The organism is Corallincola holothuriorum (assembly GCF_003336225.1).
GTDB classification, from domain to species: domain Bacteria; phylum Pseudomonadota; class Gammaproteobacteria; order Enterobacterales; family Neiellaceae; genus Corallincola; species Corallincola holothuriorum.
In genome coordinates, this window is the sequence record NZ_QPID01000005.1 from 173,810 (window position 1) to 187,316 (window position 13,507).

The 13,507-nt window shown below is 49.5% G+C and carries 15 protein-coding genes; 9 read left to right on the forward strand and 6 right to left on the reverse strand.

The genetic code is table 11. The features are described from left to right. Positions 1 to 259 precede the first annotated feature (259 nt). The 6 genes from rplU (at position 260) to folA (ending at position 3,951) form a co-directional block, all read left to right on the forward strand. On the forward strand, positions 260 to 571 hold the full coding sequence (rplU, locus tag DU002_RS09940; RefSeq protein ID WP_114338226.1) for a 50S ribosomal protein L21: 312 nt from the start codon (positions 260 to 262) through the stop codon (positions 569 to 571). Positions 572 to 590: 19 nt separating this feature from the next. Then, positions 591 to 848: a 50S ribosomal protein L27 gene (gene rpmA / locus DU002_RS09945; protein ID WP_114338227.1), complete on the forward strand. Its 258-nt coding sequence runs from the start codon at positions 591 to 593 to the stop codon at positions 846 to 848. A 132-nt stretch (positions 849 to 980) separates the two neighbouring features. Then, positions 981 to 2,144 carry an Obg family GTPase CgtA gene (cgtA, locus tag DU002_RS09950; protein ID WP_114338228.1) on the forward strand — a complete coding sequence of 388 codons (1,164 nt, stop codon included), beginning with the start codon at positions 981 to 983 and terminating at the stop codon, positions 2,142 to 2,144. 29 nt (positions 2,145 to 2,173) lie between these two features. Further along, positions 2,174 to 2,974, forward strand: a complete 801-nt coding sequence (locus DU002_RS09955) for a threonine/serine exporter family protein (RefSeq protein ID WP_114338229.1) — start codon at positions 2,174 to 2,176, stop codon at positions 2,972 to 2,974. Further along, entirely contained in the window at positions 2,974 to 3,441 is a 468-nt protein-coding gene (locus DU002_RS09960; protein ID WP_114338230.1) for a threonine/serine exporter family protein, read from the forward strand. The genes DU002_RS09955 and DU002_RS09960 overlap by 1 nt, the downstream gene beginning before the upstream one ends. 24 nt (positions 3,442 to 3,465) lie before the next feature. Then, positions 3,466 to 3,951: a type 3 dihydrofolate reductase gene (folA, locus tag DU002_RS09965; RefSeq protein WP_114338231.1), complete on the forward strand. Its 486-nt coding sequence runs from the start codon at positions 3,466 to 3,468 to the stop codon at positions 3,949 to 3,951. A 189-nt stretch (positions 3,952 to 4,140) separates the two neighbouring features. Here folA and DU002_RS09970 read toward each other — a convergent pair whose 3' ends face one another. The 6 genes from DU002_RS09970 to DU002_RS09995 all read right to left on the reverse strand — a co-directional run bounded on the left by DU002_RS09970 (position 4,141) and on the right by DU002_RS09995 (position 10,834). After that, entirely contained in the window at positions 4,141 to 4,959 is an 819-nt protein-coding gene (locus DU002_RS09970) for a symmetrical bis(5'-nucleosyl)-tetraphosphatase (protein ID WP_114338232.1), read from the reverse strand. 2 nt (positions 4,960 to 4,961) lie between these two features. After that, the gene (apaG, locus tag DU002_RS09975) at positions 4,962 to 5,336 is read right to left on the reverse strand and encodes a Co2+/Mg2+ efflux protein ApaG (protein ID WP_114338233.1); all 375 of its coding nucleotides are present in this window, start codon (positions 5,334 to 5,336) and stop codon (positions 4,962 to 4,964) included. Next, on the reverse strand, positions 5,333 to 6,151 hold the full coding sequence (gene rsmA, locus DU002_RS09980; protein WP_114338234.1) for a 16S rRNA (adenine(1518)-N(6)/adenine(1519)-N(6))-dimethyltransferase RsmA: 819 nt from the start codon (positions 6,149 to 6,151) through the stop codon (positions 5,333 to 5,335). Before rsmA ends, apaG begins: the two co-directional genes overlap by 4 nt. Further along, positions 6,138 to 7,151, reverse strand: a complete 1,014-nt coding sequence (gene pdxA / locus DU002_RS09985; RefSeq protein ID WP_114338235.1) for a 4-hydroxythreonine-4-phosphate dehydrogenase PdxA — start codon at positions 7,149 to 7,151, stop codon at positions 6,138 to 6,140. The genes rsmA and pdxA overlap by 14 nt, the downstream gene beginning before the upstream one ends. A gap of 3 nt (positions 7,152 to 7,154) precedes the next feature. After that, positions 7,155 to 8,462, reverse strand: a complete 1,308-nt coding sequence (gene surA / locus DU002_RS09990) for a peptidylprolyl isomerase SurA (protein WP_114338236.1) — start codon at positions 8,460 to 8,462, stop codon at positions 7,155 to 7,157. 83 nt (positions 8,463 to 8,545) lie between these two features. After that, on the reverse strand, positions 8,546 to 10,834 hold the full coding sequence (locus DU002_RS09995) for an LPS-assembly protein LptD (RefSeq protein WP_114338237.1): 2,289 nt from the start codon (positions 10,832 to 10,834) through the stop codon (positions 8,546 to 8,548). 208 nt (positions 10,835 to 11,042) lie between these two features. Between DU002_RS09995 and DU002_RS10000 the strand changes: the two genes are divergently transcribed. From DU002_RS10000 to djlA, 3 genes are read left to right on the forward strand one after another with little or no spacing between them, the layout of a single operon-like run. Then, positions 11,043 to 11,978 carry an aminoglycoside phosphotransferase family protein gene (locus DU002_RS10000; RefSeq protein ID WP_233496469.1) on the forward strand — a complete coding sequence of 312 codons (936 nt, stop codon included), beginning with the start codon at positions 11,043 to 11,045 and terminating at the stop codon, positions 11,976 to 11,978. Next, complete coding sequence (gene murU / locus DU002_RS10005; protein ID WP_114338239.1) at positions 11,975 to 12,664, forward strand: N-acetylmuramate alpha-1-phosphate uridylyltransferase MurU; 690 nt, start codon at positions 11,975 to 11,977, stop codon at positions 12,662 to 12,664. The genes DU002_RS10000 and murU overlap by 4 nt, the downstream gene beginning before the upstream one ends. Continuing rightward, entirely contained in the window at positions 12,661 to 13,500 is an 840-nt protein-coding gene (djlA, locus tag DU002_RS10010) for a co-chaperone DjlA (protein WP_233496470.1), read from the forward strand. The genes murU and djlA overlap by 4 nt, the downstream gene beginning before the upstream one ends. Positions 13,501 to 13,507 lie beyond the last annotated feature (7 nt).

Below are 13,507 nucleotides of genomic sequence, written 5' to 3' on the forward strand. Positions count from 1 at the left end.
GGGTTGTTATTTTTATTGGCGGCAATTTTGCTACGGACTATAGAAAGGCCAGATTCTAGCGCTAAATGTTGCACTACAACAGCCTGATGTCGCGCCTTATCTGGCTTGAATGAGATATGGCTCAGTAAACTGAAATTAGCCTTGATCGTTGGTTATCTTTTAAGTAGAATGCGCGCCCTATTGTGATTAGTAAATCGTGTCCAGCCGACCAACAATGAAATGTCGATGCTAGGGCGCGTATACCAGCGGAGTTATAACCATGTACGCTGTTTTCCAAAGTGGCGGTAAGCAACACCGTGTAGCCGAGGGGCAAACCGTTCGCTTAGAAAAGCTGGACGCGGAGACCGGAGCTACTATCGAATTCGATAAAGTGCTGATGGTAGCAAACGGTGAAGATATTAAGGTGGGAGCACCTTACGTTGATGGCAGCAAAATTACTGCTGAAATCGTAACTCACGGTCGTGGCGCTAAGGTCAAGATCGTTAAGTTCCGTCGTCGTAAGCACTCTCGTAAGCAGATGGGCCACCGTCAGTGGTTCACTGAAGTCAAAATCACTGGCATCAGTGCTTAAGTTTCAGGAGTAGAGTCAGATGGCACATAAAAAAGCAGGCGGTAGTACCCGAAATGGACGCGATTCAGAAAGTAAGCGTCTGGGTGTTAAGCGTTTCGGCGGTGAATCAGTATTAGCCGGTAACATCATCGTTCGTCAGCGCGGAACTAAGTTCCATGCTGGTAACAACGTTGGTATCGGTAAAGACCACACTTTGTTTGCAACTGCCAATGGCAAGGTGCTTTTCGAAGTTAAAGGTCCTAAGAGCCGTAAGTATATTAGCATCGTTGCTGAATAAGCATTGATGTGGTGAAAAGGCCTCGCTTTGTGCGAGGCTTTTTTGTTTCTGCAGCCTGCCCAAGGGTTATGCTAAGGTTACCTTTGTCAGCCGAGCTCCAATATCGGCGCTGGATATTCCGAGAATAAGTCCATGAAGTTTGTAGATGAAGCAGTCATTCGCGTTGAAGCGGGAGATGGCGGCAACGGTATTGTCAGTTTCCGTCGTGAAAAGTATGTACCTAAGGGTGGCCCAGACGGTGGTGATGGTGGTGATGGTGGTGATGTTTATTTAGTCGCCGATGAGAACTACAACACCCTGATCGATTTTCGTTTTGAACGTTTTCATCGCGCAGAGCGCGGTACCAATGGTCAAAGTGCTAACTGTACCGGTAAGCGGGGTGAAGATTTAGAGCTGCGAGTCCCCGTAGGTACCCGTGCCACTGATCAGGACACCGGTGAAGTGATCGGTGATCTGACAAAACATGAACAGAAGTTGATGGTGGCCAAGGGCGGCTATCATGGTTTGGGTAATGCACGCTTTAAAAGCAGTACCAACCGAGCGCCACGCCAAAAAACCATGGGTACGCCTGGTGAAGTGCGAAGCTTGAAGATGGAGCTGATGTTGCTGGCCGATGTGGGGTTGTTAGGTTTCCCTAATGCCGGTAAGTCGACTTTTATCCGTTCTGTCTCAGCGGCCAAGCCAAAAGTGGCGGATTATCCGTTTACCACTTTGGTACCTAATCTGGGGGTGGTTCGTCCCGAATCCCATCGCAGCTTTGTTGTTGCTGATATCCCCGGACTGATCGAAGGCGCTGCAGATGGTGCTGGTCTGGGTATTCGCTTTCTTAAGCACTTAGAGCGTTGCCGCTTATTGTTGCATGTGGTTGATATCTGCCCTGTCGATGGCACTGATCCCGCAGAAACAGCCGTTGCCATCCTCGATGAATTAGCACAGTACAGCCCCAAGCTGGCGAGCAAGCCGCGCTGGTTAGTCTTTAATAAGACCGATTTGCTACTGGAGGATGAGGCTGACGAGGTGGTTGATCGCGTAGTCGCAGCTCTGGATTGGCAGGGCGATGTGTATCGCATGTCGGCGTTCAACAAAGAGGGCACGGATCCACTTTGTTGGAAGATCTTAGAATATCTGGAATCGCTACCTGCAGATCGTTTAGCGGAAGTGGAAGAAGCGGAGAAGGTCGAGTTCCAATGGGATCATTATCATAAAGAGCAGATCGAAAAATTTGTCGATGATGATGACGATGATTGGGATGATGATGACGATGATCATGATATGGAGATCATCTACAAACCATAGTTGTTTATCGGTTGTGCAAGGGTCGTTAGATGTCTGCCTCGAATAACAAACCTCAGCTTTCGCTGGAACAGCATGAAGAAGCTACCCGCCTCTCTCTATGGGGCGGGCAGTTATTACTGCAGTATGGTGCGGAAAGCCAGCTGGTAGAAACGCTCACTCACCGCCTGGGGACCGCCCTTGGTTGTGACTGGATGGATCTGGCCGTCTCTCACAATGCCATCGTACTCACGTCTGTATCCGGCCCCCGTTATCTCACCAAAACACGGCGTATTGTCGACCGAGGCATTAATATGACCACGGTAAGTCAGATCTGCCGTTTGGTGGTGATGGTCGAAAAGGGACTGAAAGACGCCCGTGATGTGCGCCAGAAACTTCGAGAGTTGAGCGACAAGCAGTTTCATTATAATCGCTGGTTAATGGTGGTGATGGTGGGGTTGTCCTGCGCCTGCTTTGCCCGTTTGCAAGGTGGTGACTGGCCGGTTTTTGGCGTTACCTTTATGGCGTCAGCCGTAGCGATGTTTGTGCGGCAGGAGTTACATCACCGTGGCTATCATCTGTTGATGAACTGGGTATTATCCGCTGCTGCTGCGACTGCCGTCGCGAGTTTAGGGCCAGCATTTAGTTTGGGTAATAAGCCTGAGTTGGCGATGGCGGCCAGTGTGTTGCTGCTGGTGCCAGGCTTCCCGTTGATGAATGCGATCTCTGATATGGTCAAAGGCCATGTGAATGTCGGTATTGCTCGGTGGACCTGGGCTTCTATGATGACGCTGAGTGTTGCCCTCGGGATCTTGCTGGCGATGAACCTGACAGGTGTTTGGGGGTGGCTGTAATGGAGTTGCTGATTAACCTGCTGGACGACGCTTTCTTCAGTGCTATTCCCGCCGTTGGTTTCGCTATGCTCTTCAATGTGCCGAAAAAAGCACTGATTTACTGTGCCTTGGCCGCAGCTATTGCCCATAGTTTGCGTACCCTGCTGATCAGTTTGGGGATCTCTGTGGAGCTGGGATCATTTTTGGTCTCTGTTTTGGTCGGTGTTTTAGCTTTCCACTGGGCAAAAAAGAAGTTGGTGCCAGAACAAGTTTTTACGGTCGCGGCGATCATTCCGATGATCCCCGGCAAGTTTGCCTTTGCTACCATGGTTGGCCTGGTACAGCTTAATATTGATGGTGCTGTGTCTCCTTGGTTGCTGGGGGATGTTATCGACAATGGTTTGAAGACGCTGTTTATTCTCGGCGCGTTGAGTGTCGGTCTCGCCATGCCGCAGCTTTTCCTGCAACGTAGTAAACCCGTGGTGTAATGCTTCGGAGATAGGATTTTAACGATGATGATTTCACTGGTTGCCGCCATGGCAAACGGACGAGTGATAGGTAGAGATAATAAGATGCCTTGGCATCTTCCTGCTGATTTAAAGCACTTTAAAGCCACTACGTTAGGTAAGCCGGTGGTGATGGGGCGCAAGACCTTCGAATCGATAGGGCGGCCGCTACCGGGACGTCAAAACATAGTGATCACCCGTGATGCGCGGTGGCAAGCCGACGGCGTTACTGTGGTTCATGGGGTTGAGCAAGCGCTGGTTGCCGCAGGCCCTGTCGAAGAACTAATGGTGATAGGTGGTGGCAATATCTATCAACAGCTGTTGCCCCGTGCCGAGCGTCTCTATCTGACTTTTATCGAGCTTGATACCCAAGGAGATGCCTGGTTTCCGGACTATCAGCCGGAGCTTTGGCGTGAAATCGACTCCGTGGCCCACCAACCAGATGAAAAAAATCCCTATCACTATCGTTTCGTGACTCTTGTACGCAAGTGATACTAACGATAGTTGCTTGTTACAAAGAGCCAAGGGGCATAACGGCCCGTGGTTACTCAGTGAGCTCGCTGAAACAAAGAGGAGCTGCGGCTTACGATATCAGTTCAGCTAGCTGACGTTATTTATCCGGTTGCGTACCATTTCTATGAAGTAACCGAGGTAGGTAAATGCTAATGCTATGAAGTGTATCTACTTTGCTTGCAGAGGGCAGGGTTGGCTGATCAGTGTCTCTGTTTCCCAACAGTAGAGAGAGAGGCTATTTCCCCATACACAACCTGTATCCAGGGCGATAACGTTTGCTTGGTTGGTTACCCCTTCCAGTGATGCCCAGTGGCCAAAGAAAATCACCGGATCATCATGTTGCGCCCGGCACTGAAACCAGGGGACAAGTTGTTTGTCATCAACGGTTGCAGTCTTATGAGCCATATCCAGAGCGTGGTCGTTTTTATCAACAAAGCGCATTCGGGTAAGAGCATTGATGGTAAATCGATCGTGCTCTACTTCAGACAAGTCCTTATGCCATAAATTAGGGCCGTTACCATACATCTGTTTGAGCAGTGTCGGGAAGGCTTCGCTTCTGAGTTTATTCTCAATCACTCTGGCAGCTTTTTTTGCTTGTTTGACGCTCCACTGTGGTGGAATGCCCGCATGGGTCATAACGAAGTTATACTGCTCATGTTTTGCCAGTAAAGGTTGATGCCGGAGCCAATCCAGTAGTTCGTCACGATCGGTGGCTTGCATCAAATCGTCGAGTAGATCCTTGGCTTTAACTTTGGCAAATCCTTTGGCACAGGCGAGCAGGTGCAGATCATGATTACCGAGCACGGTGACCGCGGAATCTCCCAGAGACTTAACAAAACGCAGTGTTTCTAGCGACTTTGGCCCTCGGGCAACTAGATCTCCGGTTAGCCAAAGCTGGTCATTAGTCGGATTAAACTCAACTTGTGCCAACAGCTGCTGCAGTTCGTCAAAACAGCCTTGAATATCCCCTGTGAGATAGGTTGCCATAGTTAGTTAACCGAGCAGGGAAGAGCCAGCCGGAAAGCGGGGATCGGCGCATCAAACTGGGCACCAGAGGCGGTTTGCATCAGGTAGTGCCCCTCCATAAAGCCAATTGGTGTGGCAAAGGCGGCACTTGATGTGTACTGATATGATTCGTTTGGTTCGATTACCGGTTGTTCGCCAACCACGCCAGGGCCATGCACCTCATTACTCTCACCGTTGCCATCTGTGATGATCCAGTTGCGTTCCAGCAGCTGAAATGCTTCATCACCTAGGTTTTCGATAGTGATGGTGTAGGAAAACAGGTAATGCTGTTTTTCTGGTGCAGAGTGTTCTTCCATAAATGCCGGCTCAATGGTGATGCTGACGGAAGGACGGCTCATGCTGTTTCCTCTTGTTTGGTGACGGCGTTGGCGATAGCGACAAACTGAGCCACGGTGAGCTCCTGCGGGCGCAAATTATTATCGATACCCAGTTGCGCTAAGGTTTCCAGTGGTAAAAGTTGCTTGAAACAGTTGCGTATTGTTTTGCGGCGCTGGTTAAAGGCCTCTAAACAAACCCGATTCAACGTTTTCACCGACTTGACCGGATGTGGTGGCGTCAAGTGAGGGATCAATCTAACCACCGCTGATTCAACCTTGGGTGGTGGCTGAAAGGCACCGGGAGGCACATGCACTACAGGCATCACCTGACAGTAATATTGGGTCATGACGGTTAAACGGCCAAATTGTTTTGTTCCTGGGCCTGCAGCCATACGTTCGACCACTTCTTTTTGCAGCATGAAGTGCATGTCTTTGACATGGGGAAACTGATTAAACAGGTGGAACATCAGTGGGGTCGAAATATTGTAAGGCAGATTACCGAAAATACGCAGCGGCCCGCCGAGTTCTGCAGCAAGCGCAGCGAAATCAAATTTCATCGCATCGATTTCATGAATGGTCAATTTACTGGCCATAAATGGGTGATGACGCAGCCGCTCGGCCAGATCTCTGTCTAGTTCGACAACGTGCAGGTGGTCAATTTCATCGACTACCGGCTCGGTAAGAGCGCCAAGGCCCGGACCGATCTCTACCAGGGGTTCACCTGGTTGCGGATTAATGGCAGCGACAATCTGCTCAATAACGTAGTCGTCATGGAGAAAGTTTTGACCAAAACGTTTACGAGCCGTATGGCCCAAGTGCTTTTTACCGTGTGCCATTTCGTGTTGCCTGTCTGTTGACCATATCGATTGCTTGACTGAGTGCCACTAGCATACTGCCGGGATCTGCGTCGCCCTGAGCGGCAAGCTCAAGTGCGGTGCCGTGATCGACAGAGGTACGAATAAAAGGTAAGCCAAGGGTGATATTTACTGAGCTACCAAAGCCTTTATATTTAAGTACCGGCAAGCCTTGGTCGTGATACATGGCCAAAACAACATCGGCCTCATCGAGATATTTAGGCTGGAATACGGTATCAGCAGGGAAGGGACCACGTAGATCCAACCCTTCTGTGTTAAGGCGTTCCATCACCGGTTGAATGACGTCTATCTCTTCACGCCCGAGGTGGCCATCTTCACCGGCATGGGGGTTTAGGCCGCAAACAAATATTTTCGGTGTTTCAATCGCAAATTTTGTTACCAAGTCATGGTGCAAAATACGGATGATATTTTCCAGTCGCTCATCGGTAATTGCTTTTGACACATAGGCGAGGGGAATATGCGTGGTGACAAGCGCCACACGTAAGCCCTCTGTTGCCAGCATCATTACCACATCGTTGACGCCAGCTTCTTGGGCGAAATATTCAGTATGGCCACTGAATGGAACGCCAGCGCGGTTGATGACACCTTTATGCACGGGGCCGGTCACTATCGCGGCGAATTGACCATCCATGTTGCCATGGCAGGCGATACGCAGCGTTTCGACAACGTATTGACCATTCTGCTCGTCGAGCTGTCCTGGGATGCTCGTGGTATTAAGTTTCACCGGTATCACGTTAAGTGTGCCTGCTGCCTGCGGCGTTGGCTCTGTGCTTGCGTCGTAATCGATTAGGGTGATCGGTAAACCCAGCTGCTTCGCGCGTTGACGCAATAGCTCAGGATCGGCGATCACGACGAGTTCGGCGGCCCATGGCTGTTGTGCTATCTGCAGCACTAAGTCTGGGCCAATACCTGCAGGTTCACCTGGGGTTATGGCAATTCTATGGGTAAGGCTATTAGTCATTGATTACCCTTGAATATCTTCATCAAGAATCTCGATGTAGGCTTCGGCGCGAATTTCACCGAGCCAGATACCTTGTTGTTCGATAAACTTACGATTAAAGATCAGCTGATATGCTTTTTCTTTTGCTCTTTCTTCTGTCGCATCACTAACCCTACGGTCAACTAATTGCACGATGTGCCAGCCGTGTTGGGTACGAAATGCGTCGGATATCTGCCCCGGTTGCAGTTCGCTGAGTGCGCGTTGAAATGCGGGTACATAGACGTTTGGATCGCTCCATCCAAGTTCGCCACCGTTTGCAGCTGAACCCGGGTCATCAGAATACTTGCTGGCGAGCTCTGCAAATTTACTGTCATCGGCTCGTAACTCTTTAGCAAATTTGTCGAGCATCTCTTCCGCTTTTTCGTCGCTCAAGATGATAGAAGGTTTGATCAGGATGTGACGGGAGTTTATCTCTTCGACTTCAACCACTTCGACGCCACGCATATCGAAAATCTTCACTAAGTGAAAGCCTCGGCTGGTACGAATAGGGCCGATAATTTCACCTTTTGCAGCTTCACTGACGATTTCTGAAAACAGCGTCGGCATCTCGTTGATATTCATCCAACCCCAATCTCCCCCTTCAAGGGCTTTTGGACCAGCAGAACTGGCGATTGCTGTACGTTTAAAATCTGCGCCGTCATCAAGCAGTTTTAGCACCTTGTTCGCTTTTTCCTCCGCAGCGGTCATCTCTTTTGAATCCGCCTCATTGGAAACGCCGATCATAATATGCCCGACATGGTATTCAACGTCCTTAGCACCCTCTTGGTTCATTTGGCGAACCAGGCTGTCGATCTCTTGTGGTGAGACGTTGATCCGACGACGGACATTGATCCGTCTTACATCACCAGTGATCAGTTCTTCCCGAACTTGGTTACGAAACTGTTCGTAGCTTTTACCCGAGCTTTCTAATTTGGCGCGAAACTCTGTTAGCGTTAGGCCATCGTCTTTGGCGATATTTTCTAGCGTCTGTTGCAGCTGTGAATCAGCGATCTGCAAGCCCATTTTTTCAGCGATCTGCAGTTGTAGGCTAGTCATGATTAACCGATCCAGCACCTGGATTTTTAGTGCGTTATCGGAAGGTAGCTCCTGACCCGCTGCGGCCGCACCCTGTTTAATATTGGCCACCATATCGTCCATCTCACTTTGTAAGACGACGCCTTCGTTAACGATGGCTATCACTTTATCCAGCAGCTGGGGTTCTGCGCTGGCTTGGGTTAGCCAGCACAACGATGTGATTAGCAGGACTATCTGTTTCAGGCTGAGCAATTTCATACAGACTTCTTTATTAAATTATGGGCTGCAAAAAGAGGTAACCCGCCATAGATGGCGGGTCGGTTAGTCTATCATAAGCCGCTTTAGTTGTTGATATACTCGTTGCGGACGTCACCAAAGATGCTGTCGGCTTCCATCTCTTGATATCCAGGCGTTGATGCGCCACCAAAGCCCTTGATAACAAAATTAATCCAGACGCCACTATCAAATGCATCACGTGACGATGCTGGTGCATCGTCGTCTGGGAAGTTGGTGTTCAGGTGGCGGTGGTAACCCACACGAATAGCATAACAGCAAGATTCAAACTGCAGACCGACGTATGTTTCAATGGTGCGATTATCCACTAAGTCTTTGTACCAGGTGCTAACCAACTGAATGTTGGGTTGGATCGGCCAAGTCGCCAGTACGCCTAATTGATTAATCTCATCAGACTCTGTTATCTCTGGTAGGTATCTGTGATTGAGCTGCAATCTTTTGTTCGGTTCAGGCTGATAATTGATCATCGAAGCATTTTTAATGGTACGGCCATTGTTGGTATCAAATTGTAACTCGTTATGGAAATACCAATTTTGGTCTAAGAATATGTCGAGTTCGCTGGCGATGGCTGAGTGATTTTCTGTGACTTGGGTGTCGTCATCGGCTAAGCGCACATCACTGTCGGAAAGATAAAATATCTGCCCCAGACTGAATCTCAGCCGTTCGCGATTCTTGGTGTCGATATAGCGCGTCGTCGCACCGACAGTAAGCTGGTTAGCGTCAGCAATTCGATCTAGACCGATAAAACGACGCGCACGAAATAGTGCGTCATAGTCGTATTGCAATAGGTTTGTGTCGTAGATGCCAATTTCATCTTGATTTTCATAGGGCACGTATACGTATTGGACCTGGGGCTCTAAGGTCTGTAGGTATTGATCTCCAAACAGGCTTGTGTCTCGTTCAAAGTTCAGCGAGCCTAGCAGACGCACAGAGGGAAGCGTTCGGCTGACAGAACTGTCCAGTACCTCGTTAAAGGGCGCATCCTTGGTGTTTTGCTCATAAAATGTTTGATACAGCTTGGTTTCCGCCAACAGGTTGTAGCTCGGCCCACCAAAAGGGATGCTCAGCGTTGGCTCAAGGTGTAATCGTGAGGTGGTAGGGATTTCGTTTTTACTGTGGTCGAAGTAAACGGCTTCGCTATACCAGTCAAAATTTACGTAAGGGAAAACCTCAGGTTTGTGGTAGATCGCTTCAACGGCAGGCAACATACGGTGCGAACTGAATGAATCACCAAGTTCTTCATAGTCTAAAAGGCGGATGTTGACCTGATAGCTCTTTTCAAAATAGCCAATATTGGCTGTCCGCTCGAGACGATTATCAGTGCTTGATGCGACATCTGAGCCTAAGTCATTCAGATAGTTATCATCACTGATGGTGGTGTAATCAAAATAGCCGCGCCAATGTTTGTTCCAGCGTGTTTCTTGTTCCCAATGGAAGAGGTAGCGCTCATCCTTATTGATGAGTAACTTATCTTCATTCATATATTCAAGATTGAACTGGCCGTAATGCCTTTCTGTTAGGTAACGATACTCGGTTAGGAGTTGAGGCCCGCGTTTATCCATGTACCTGGGGGTTATCGTCGCATCCATGTTGGGCGCGATATTCCAATACCAGGGGGTTTCCATTTCAAAACCGTTGTCAGAACTGCTACCGACGCTAGGGAAGAGAAAGCCGCTCTTACGTTTGCTACTCACAGGAAAGGAGAAATAGGGGACGTATATTACCGGCGTATCCTTCACATACAGCCAGCTTCCCCAGGCCTCGCCCCACTCTTCATCACCGTTAATCAATATTTCATCGGCTTGCAGGTCCCAGCTGTTATCTCCTTCCGGGCAGGTGGTGAATGAGGCGTTCTCCATTACTACCCTGTTACCGTCTTCTAAAGCGATACGTTCGGCCTTGCCGCGACCCAACTGCTCGGTAAATTGATAATCAGCGTCGGTTAGCTCAGCTGTGCCCGAGGAGATTTCAGCGCTGAGCGTTTCGCTTTCGATATCTAACCAGCCATCTTCAAAGCGAATGCCACCCTCAGCATTCACCCGTTGTTGTTCGCGGTCGATCGATATCTTATCTGCGACTAAATGCCGATCGCCGTGGGAAAGCTCGACATTTCCTTGGAAGTCAGCTTGGAGATCACTGCCCGCTGCTTTACCCGCAGAGACTTCTACGGGAAGGTTTTTTAGCGTTCGTCGCGAGCTAGGAGGCTTGGCGGCCGTGGTATAGCATTTTGCCATTGGTAATTCTGCCAACTCTTGCTCCGACGGCAGTGGTGCTTGTGGCTCTGCATAGGCGTTAGCCGATAGCAGTAGCGGGGGGAGTAACAACAAAAAACGCATCCGTTTACTCTTTTTTATTCTTCCAACAGGATATCGAACCGATCACGTTTCCGGATCAAGACATGTTTGCTTAATAAGATATGATACTTGACAGCTTTTGACTCTGGTAACCTTGTTAGCAATTTATTGCTATTTATTTTCCAAAATGACTGATCTACGTCGAAATTTGCTTACAAAGTGGGCGAGGGAGCAACTTAACAACCCTCAATTGGAATTGACGTCGGTATCTGGTGATGCCAGTTTCCGTCGTTATTTTCGTCTGATTCATGATGACATTCCGTATATTGCGGTCGACGCACCGCCTCCCCATGAGGATTGCCGCCCCTTTGTCGCTATTGCTCAAGCTTACCTGGCTGCAGAGCTCAAAGTTCCAGAGATTAAGGCGTTGGATCTTGAGCAAGGGATGATGCTACTGAGTGACTTTGGCGATACCTTGCTGCTCGCTGAATTAACGGAGCAATCGGCGGGTTTTCTTTATGGTCATGCCTTGCAGCAGTTACCTGCGATTTACTCTGTTACAGCCACAGAAGCGGGAAATCTACCCGCATTCGATGAAGCGATGTTAAGTCGTGAGATGGCGCTGTTCACTGATTGGCTTATCGCCAAGCACTTACAACTAACGCTTTCTGATGATGAAGCGCAGCTCGTCAACGAGGCATTTGAGTTTCTGATTGAAAATGCACAAATGCAGCCACAAGGTGGCGTGCATCGTGACTACCACAGTCGTAATTTGATGGTATGTGATGACGGCTTGGGGATTATCGACTTTCAGGATGCGGTGATTGGCCCTATTACTTACGATGCTGTTTCACTTTTGAGAGATTGTTACATCCGTTGGCCTGATGCTTTGGTTTACGAACTGTTAGCACGGTGGCAGGCGTTGTTGGTTGAATCTGAGCTGTTAGCCCCTGAGATAGATGAAGCGCAGTTTCGGCTGTGGTTTGATTTGATGGGGATACAACGTCATCTCAAGGCGGCTGGTATCTTTGCGCGACTTTACCATCGTGATGGTAAAGAGGGTTATCTTGCTGATATCCCCCGTACCGTTGGCTATATTGTCGATGTCGCCGCAACCTACCCGCAACTGGCTAAATTTGCTAAGTTCGTTGAATCTAAAGTGTTAGCGGAGTTAACACCTTCATGAAGGCGATGATCCTAGCTGCGGGGCGTGGAGAACGGATGCGTCCGTTAACAGATCGCGTGCCGAAACCACTGCTGGAAGTTGCCGGGAAGGCGTTGATCGAGCACCACCTGTTGCGTTTAGCCGCCGCAGGTTTTACTGAAGTGGTGATCAATCATGCACACCTTGGGCGACAGATCGAGGATCGTTTGGGTTTTGGTGATGCCTATGGCGTTGCCATCAGCTATTCCCGGGAAACCACCGGTGGTTTAGAGACCGCAGGGGGCATAATACAAGCTTTGCCTCTGCTGGGGGATAAGCCGTTCGCAGTGATTAATGGCGATATCTATACCGATTACGACTTTTCGCGCCTACAGAAGTTGGAGTTGCAACAGGACACTGCCCATTTGGTGTTAGTGGACAATCCGTCGCATAACAGTTCCGGTGATTTTTGCTTGATGCCTACAGGGAAAGTTGTTGCTGATAAGGCGCCGAAGCTGACCTTCTCAGGGATCGGTGTATATCACCCCCGCCTATTTGCCCATTGCCTGCCAGGTAAGTCACCTTTGGCGCCCTTGTTGCGTCAGGCGATGATGGAGAGCAGTGTGTCTGGTGAACATTTCGCCGGGCAATGGACCGATGTGGGCACCCCAGAACGTCTAGCCGAACTTAATCGGATAGCTGACAGCATGGGGAGAGCGCCGCTTTGAAAATACGGATCTGGGGTAAGGTGTTTGGGGCGGCGATAGGCTTTGTTCTGGGGCGTTTTCCTGGATTGATATTTGGCATCGCGCTTGGGCATATGTTTGACCGCTCTCTCGCTCGCCAATTTGATCGTGCTGGTGGCTTTTCGGCCATCTTTGGCCAACCTCAGGTTTCAGACCAAGCCTTTTATTTTTATGCGCTTTTTAGCGTGATGGGGCATATCGCTAAGGCGCGAGGCCGTGTGTCGCCACGTCAGATCCAGGCGGCCGCAGCATTGATGAATCAGATGCAGTTAGGCAGTGAGGCACGGCATGAAGCACAGGCTGCTTTTCGTGAAGGTAAAGATCCTGCATTTCCTTTAAAGCGCACGTTGGCTGAGTTCCATCATGCCTGTGCTGGTCGTCATGATGTACTGCAAGTGTATCTGGAAGTGCAGATCCAAGTGGCGTTTGCTGAGGGGCCATTGGATGCCGCGCAACGCACGCTGTTAACGGATGTGGCGCTGCAGTTAGGTTTTGATGCGCAGTCTTTGGCTCAGCTTTTGACCATGATTGAGGCTGAAATGGCATTTCGTCGCCATCAGTCGAAAAGTGAGCAAACCCATGCGGCAAGCTCACACCATGGTGCATTGCGAGAAGCTTATCGCTTGCTCGGAGTGACAAAGGCCGCAGATGATACCGCAGTGAAAAAAGCTTATCGTAAGCTGATGTCGCAGCACCACCCTGATAAGTTGGTGGCTAAGGGCGTACCGGAAGAGGTGATGCATTTAGCCAAGCAGAAAACTCAGGATATACAGGCGGCTTATGAATTAATCCGCAGTCATCGTAAGTCACATAGCTAGTTACCGT

Coding starts and splice junctions, on each gene's coding strand:
- DU002_RS09970 (WP_114338232.1), bottom strand. CDS start 4,959: ATGGCAACCTATCTCACAGGGGATATTCAAGGCTGTTTTGACGAACTG.
- cgtA (WP_114338228.1), top strand. CDS start 981: ATGAAGTTTGTAGATGAAGCAGTCATTCGCGTTGAAGCGGGAGATGGC.
- folA (WP_114338231.1), top strand. CDS start 3,466: ATGATGATTTCACTGGTTGCCGCCATGGCAAACGGACGAGTGATAGGT.
- rplU (WP_114338226.1), top strand. CDS start 260: ATGTACGCTGTTTTCCAAAGTGGCGGTAAGCAACACCGTGTAGCCGAG.
- rsmA (WP_114338234.1), bottom strand. CDS start 6,151: ATGGCACACGGTAAAAAGCACTTGGGCCATACGGCTCGTAAACGTTTT.
- DU002_RS09995 (WP_114338237.1), bottom strand. CDS start 10,834: ATGCGTTTTTTGTTGTTACTCCCCCCGCTACTGCTATCGGCTAACGCC.
- rpmA (WP_114338227.1), top strand. CDS start 591: ATGGCACATAAAAAAGCAGGCGGTAGTACCCGAAATGGACGCGATTCA.
- DU002_RS09960 (WP_114338230.1), top strand. CDS start 2,974: ATGGAGTTGCTGATTAACCTGCTGGACGACGCTTTCTTCAGTGCTATT.
- surA (WP_114338236.1), bottom strand. CDS start 8,462: ATGAAATTGCTCAGCCTGAAACAGATAGTCCTGCTAATCACATCGTTG.
- apaG (WP_114338233.1), bottom strand. CDS start 5,336: ATGAGCCGTCCTTCCGTCAGCATCACCATTGAGCCGGCATTTATGGAA.
- murU (WP_114338239.1), top strand. CDS start 11,975: ATGAAGGCGATGATCCTAGCTGCGGGGCGTGGAGAACGGATGCGTCCG.
- DU002_RS09955 (WP_114338229.1), top strand. CDS start 2,174: ATGTCTGCCTCGAATAACAAACCTCAGCTTTCGCTGGAACAGCATGAA.
- pdxA (WP_114338235.1), bottom strand. CDS start 7,151: ATGACTAATAGCCTTACCCATAGAATTGCCATAACCCCAGGTGAACCT.